Annotated in this window: 5 protein-coding genes; all 5 read left to right on the top strand. The window is 55.0% G+C overall.

Features of this window, described 5'->3' with window-relative positions; translation table 11 throughout:
• Positions 1-125 precede the first annotated feature (125 nt).
• Entirely contained in the window at positions 126-2726 is a 2601-nt protein-coding gene (locus VGE80_RS01615) for a sodium-translocating pyrophosphatase (protein WP_440591432.1), read from the top strand.
• 166 nt (positions 2727-2892) lie between these two features.
• On the top strand, positions 2893-3594 hold the full coding sequence (locus tag VGE80_RS01610) for a lysophospholipid acyltransferase family protein (RefSeq protein ID WP_440591431.1): 702 nt from the start codon (positions 2893-2895) through the stop codon (positions 3592-3594).
• A gap of 518 nt (positions 3595-4112) precedes the next feature.
• Positions 4113-4259, top strand: coding sequence for a hypothetical protein (locus VGE80_RS01605; RefSeq protein WP_440591430.1), 147 nt, complete (start codon positions 4113-4115; stop codon positions 4257-4259).
• Positions 4260-4349: 90 nt separating this feature from the next.
• Positions 4350-5153 (top strand): metal-dependent hydrolase, encoded by an 804-nt coding sequence (locus VGE80_RS01600; protein ID WP_440591429.1) that lies wholly within the window; start codon positions 4350-4352, stop codon positions 5151-5153.
• Between the two features lie 109 nt (positions 5154-5262).
• Positions 5263-5488: CvpA family protein (locus VGE80_RS01595; RefSeq protein WP_440591428.1), on the top strand; the 226-nt coding region annotated here is incomplete at its 3' end.

The raw sequence follows: 5488 nt of genomic DNA, 5'->3' as shown, positions 1-5488 counted from the left end.
GAGAATTCCTTAAAATTCCGTATCTCATCCGGACGTATCAAGCGTTGCCTCTCGGTCTGCGTACGGATAGTTTATGGCGGATCGTGATCATCTTCGAATCATTCTCATCTCAGGATGTACACCGAATGCGGATTGGCCGTCTCACCCCTTCGTTCCCTGACCCCAGCCCAGATTTGATCCGCACAAACAATTTTAGCAAGATTTGGCGGAAGAGTTTCGCGCATTGTGTCCTTGCATTCGTCTCCCTTTTCGTGTTTTCCAGCGGTCTTAACGCCCAGGATGCGACTCATGCCGCGGCGGGGGAAACGACACAAGCCGAAGCAGCCGAAACCGCTCACCCCGAGGGAGCGGCAGCGACCCATTCAGGGGGCAGCGAAGCTACTCTGGTACTGCCCGATCTCAATGGGGCGAAGTTTCTTTTCAATTCGGTCGGTGGACGAGACTTGCTGTGGCTGGGACTGATCGTCTCCGTGGGAGGGATTGTTTTCGGTCTGGCAGCCTCGTCTCAGCTCAAGAATCTTCCCGTGCATTCCTCGATGCGAGACGTTTCTGAGCTGATTTACGCAACCTGCAAAACCTATCTTCAGACTCAAGGGAAGTTTCTCTTCACGCTATGGCTGTTCATTGGGGCGGTCATCATTGTCTACTTCCGTTACGTGGAAATGCTGGAATGGTCGAAAGTCGCGACCATTCTGGGCTTCAGCGTGATCGGAATTCTCGGAAGCTATGGGGTCGCCTGGTTCGGAATTCGCGTCAATACGTATGCAAATTCACGGACGGCCTTTGCCAGTCTGACCGGCGCTGCGTTCCCTTGCTATGCAATTCCGCTGAAGGCAGGCATCAGTATCGGCATGCTGCTGATCAGCGTCGAACTGCTGCTGATGCTGTTTATTCTGATGTTTGTTCCCGGCAATTATGCCGGACCCTGCTTCATCGGCTTTGCCATCGGCGAATCGCTGGGTGCTGCGGCGCTGCGCGTCGCGGGTGGAATCTTCACCAAGATCGCCGATATCGGCGCTGACCTGATGAAGATCGTGTTCAAGATTAAAGAAGACGACGCAAGAAACCCTGGTGTGATCGCTGACTGTACTGGTGACAACGCGGGTGATTCGGTGGGACCTTCGGCCGATGGCTTCGAAACCTATGGTGTAACGGGAGTGGCACTGATCACCTTCATCCTGTTGGCGGTGAAGGATCCGACAGTGCAGATCCAGCTTCTGGTCTGGATCTTCATGATGCGTGTGATGATGGTCGTCGCATCCGGGTTGTCCTACTTCATCAATGAGAAGCGAGCTGCCAGGAAGTATTCTTCGCTTCCCAGCTTCAACTTTGAAGATCCCCTCACTTCGCTTGTGTGGCTCACCTCTCTGATCTCCGTCGCACTTACCTTTATCGTTTCGGCAGTCTTGATTCCTTCCCTGGGTGGTGACACGACCTTGTGGTGGAAACTATCCATCATCATCACCTGCGGTACGCTGGCAGGAGCGATCATTCCGGAAGTTGTTAAGGTCTTCACTTCGACCGAGTCGGCCCACGTGAAAGAAGTCGTGACATCGTCCGGTCAGGGAGGGGCATCGCTCAATATCCTGTCCGGTCTGGTCGCCGGAAATTTCAGTTCATACTGGCTGGGAATGATCATTCTGCTGCTGATGGGTGTCGCCTATATGATCAGCCTGCGAATTGGTGAGCAGATGATGCTGGCGCCTGCCGTATTCGCGTTCGGTCTTGTCGCGTTCGGCTTTCTGGGAATGGGGCCGGTGACCATCGCCGTCGACAGTTATGGTCCTGTGACGGACAACGCCCAGTCCGTGTTTGAACTGTCCACCATCGAAACATTGCCGGGCATCGCCCAGGACCTGGAAACGAACTTCAAGTTCACGCCCGATTTCGAGCGGGCGAAGGAAAACCTGGAGATGAACGACGGCGCGGGAAACACGTTCAAGGCGACAGCCAAGCCCGTGTTGATCGGCACCGCAGTGGTCGGGGCCACGACCATGATCTTTTCGATCGTGCTGAGTCTGACCAAAGGACTTCAGCCTGAGTTGCTGGTCAATCTGTCAATTCTGTACCCACCGTTCCTACTCGGTCTGATTGCGGGCGGAGCGGTGATTTACTGGTTCACCGGGGCATCCATTCAGGCAGTCACGACCGGCGCTTATCGTGCGGTTGAGTTCATCCGTCAGAGGATCAAGCTCGATGACAGCGTGAAGAAAGCTTCAGTCGAGGACAGCAAGAAAGTCGTCGAAATTTGCACCAAGTATGCCCAGGAAGGGATGTTTAACATCTTCATGACGGTGTTCTTCACCACCTTGAGCTTCGCCTTTCTCGAACCGTACTTCTTCATCGGTTACCTCGTGTCGATTGCTCTGTTCGGACTTTATCAGGCCATTTTCATGGCGAATGCCGGGGGAGCCTGGGATAACGCCAAAAAGCTTGTTGAAACCGAGCTCAAGGCCAAGGGGACCGACCTGCATGACGCCTGTGTCGTGGGCGATACTGTCGGCGATCCGTTCAAAGACACCTCGTCAGTCGCCCTGAATCCGATCATCAAGTTCACGACTTTATTCGGCCTGCTGGCGGTTCCACTGGGTGTGTCGATGAATGCGCAACTCGGCGGCGTGGTAACAACAGCCATCTCTTTGACGCTGCTTGCCATTTCGATGGCGTTTGTTTATCGATCGTTCTACGGAATGCGGATCCACGTCGGTGAACCGATCGAAGAGTAATTTCTGGTTTTCTTTGGTGGGCGACGGGGGCTGGATTGGTGCACCTGATCCAGCCGGCGGCGGACGTTGAGACGGTTGCAAGGGAGGTTGGCGCAGTCGAAATTCTGAATTTCTGTTGAAATGATTTTTTCATTGATTGCTGATCGCCTTAAATCGAGTTGATTCCATGTCCGCCGCATCGTCTGAAATTCCGTTACCCTCCCCTAATGTCCGAGGTCCGCTCTGGTTCACTCTCCAGATGATCCTGCAGAATTTTTTCTGCTTCTGGCTGGGATACCGTGCAACTGGCTATCACGCACTGGAAAAAGAGAGTGGCGCCCTCATTCTGGCGAACCACCAGAGCTTTCTTGATCCGCTGCTGGTGGGACTGCCACTGCATCGCCCCATCAGTTTTCTGGCTCGGGAAACCTTGTTTAAAGTTCCGGTCGTGGGGTTCATCCTGCGAAAAACGCATGTGATGGCGATCAATCAGGAAGCACCGAGTTCGACGAGCTTGCGAGAAACCGTTCGTGCCCTGCATCACGGCTTTCTCGTGGGGATTTTTCCCGAAGGGACAAGAACCCACGACGGGAACCTGAGCGAATTCAAACCCGGATTCGCTGCGGTGATCCGCCGGGCAAAGCGACCGATTTATCCGGTCGGGATTGCAGGTGCCTATCAGGCGCTACCCATTAAATCGTGGTTCATTAAGCCGACGCGAGTTCGTGTGGTGTTCGGCAAACCGATCACGGTCGAGGAGCTTGAACCGTTTACGCAGCGCGGACAAGATGCCGCGCTTGTTGCCCTCGTGCGTGAACGCATTACAGCCTGCTGCGAGGCGGCCGAAGGATGGCGCAAGACGGGGCAGCCACCGAAATCGCTCCCTTAATCTCCGTCGGCGAATGCGTTCAACTTTCGACTTCGATCTGTGAACCAGAGGATAACGTGGTCTCGATGCGATCGTCGAACCTCGGTTTTCTGCGCTCGCTCGATTCCGGTGGATCGGTCGGGCGGTCGTCACAATCGAGTCGCCAGCAAAATCAAACGCGTGCTGGTTGATCATCAGAGTCAGTTCGTGGAAGGCTCGTTCAGCGATGCACGCACATGGCTGAGTTTTCAAGACACGCGGCGATGATACTTTGAATTTCACCACGTGGACAAAGCTAACCACGTCGATGAGTCAGTTACTCGATCTTGCCGGTCGTGCTGGTTGGTGAAAATTTACCACAATTCGACTCGCGTCACCCGGCACCCGTTGCCGAACAAACCATTAGGCTTGTTTGCGCAGAAGTTGGTTTAAGCGCCTGCTGGAAGGAGGCTCTCCAATGTGCAGGTCTCGCCCAGTGTTCTCAGTTTTTCTATCTAGCCAGATCGCGATGGAAGACTGCGGATATCACGAGCGGGGGGATGACGACGTCGCTGCGGATGGACGGGGTTCCTCATCTTGACTGGATTGCCTGTTCTCGATACGTTCGCAGCGCGCAGGAATCATTTCGACGGGGGCTGTCGCGGAAGGAGCGTCGCGGTATCGAGCACCGGTTGCTGCCGAGTTAGACCGCTTGGACTCGAGAAAGTATCACACTCTCCGTTGCTTGGAAGCGGGCAAAAGAGCGATCGGTCCACTGAAGCAAGGCAAGGACGCCGATGGCTGGATTTCATACACACATCACCGTCAGCACTCTCGTTGGAGCAGGCTATGCCTACTTCGGAGCAACGGCCCTGGAACTGCCCATCTCGACTTGCCTGATTGGCGGAGGACTCTGTTCCATCTCCGGGATGATGCCCGATCTCGATAGCGATCGAGCGGTTCCCGCGCGCGAGACACTCAGTTTCCTCGCCGCAGTGGCTCCGATGCTGCTGTTCTATCGGTTCGAGTACGAAGGACTTCCCACAGAACACATTCTGCTGTTCGGTGCACCGCTCTATCTGCTGATCCGATTCGGCTTCGGCGAAATGTTGAAGGTGACGGTCCACCGCGGAATGTTTCACAGTATTCCGGCGGCATTCATCGCGGGGCTGATCGCCTATCTCATTTGCGATACCGGGATCAGTCTCGGACGCGAGTTCAAAGGCTTCGGAGCGGTCATCGGGTATCTGGTCCACTTGATTCTGGATGAGATGTGGGCGGTCGAGGTCTGCACGGGCCGAATTCGCTTCAAGAAATCGTTTGGCACGGCACTGAAACTGTTCGGCAATGTGGGAAGTGCGAACTCAGCCACGTGGGCACTCTTGATTGGTCTGACGATTTTTGCGGCCAATGACCAGGGGCAGCCCGACATTGTGGCTCCGTTCCGGTACGAGGATCCGCAAAAGCTGGTTCCGACGGACACCCCTTTCTATTCCACACAAGCGATTCGAAACGTGAGTGCGCCGCGAAGTTCCCTGATCTTCCGTCAGTCTTCGCAGCCACATCGGGATCAGAGACCTCACCGGGATATTGGATATTAGCGGCAGCCTATGGAGCGGGCATCGCAATGACGGCGCTTCCGGGCAGGCCATTGGAGCAATCAGAATCGCCTTCGTCGTGGACGATTAGTCGAGAGCAAGGATTGAGATCATGACGGGATTGGGCGGGGTCACAGTATACGACGGGGTGATGGCGCTAATAGTCTTATTCACCACGGTGCATGGCTTCTGGAAAGGAGCCACATGGCAGATCGCGCCCATTATGTCCCTTGTTCTGGGCTATATGGTCGCGATGCCCATGTCCGTGACGATGGCTCACTACTTTGGTGATCCTCCGCAGAACCGGTTGTTTGCTCTGGTCACGATCTATATCGCCG

Source organism: Schlesneria sp., assembly GCF_036405755.1.
Classification (GTDB): Bacteria; Planctomycetota; Planctomycetia; order Planctomycetales; family Planctomycetaceae; genus Schlesneria; species Schlesneria sphaerica.
Note: the sequence above shows the minus strand (reverse complement) of the source record. Positions and strands in the feature narration are given on the sequence as shown.

What these genes read in the sequence shown, in the direction of transcription:
- VGE80_RS01600 (WP_440591429.1), top strand. Translation starts at nt 4,350, where the DNA reads ATGGCTGGATTTCATACACACATCACCGTCAGCACTCTCGTTGGAGCA.
- VGE80_RS01605 (WP_440591430.1), top strand. Translation starts at nt 4,113, where the DNA reads ATGACGACGTCGCTGCGGATGGACGGGGTTCCTCATCTTGACTGGATT.
- VGE80_RS01615 (WP_440591432.1), top strand. Translation starts at nt 126, where the DNA reads ATGCGGATTGGCCGTCTCACCCCTTCGTTCCCTGACCCCAGCCCAGAT.
- VGE80_RS01610 (WP_440591431.1), top strand. Translation starts at nt 2,893, where the DNA reads ATGTCCGCCGCATCGTCTGAAATTCCGTTACCCTCCCCTAATGTCCGA.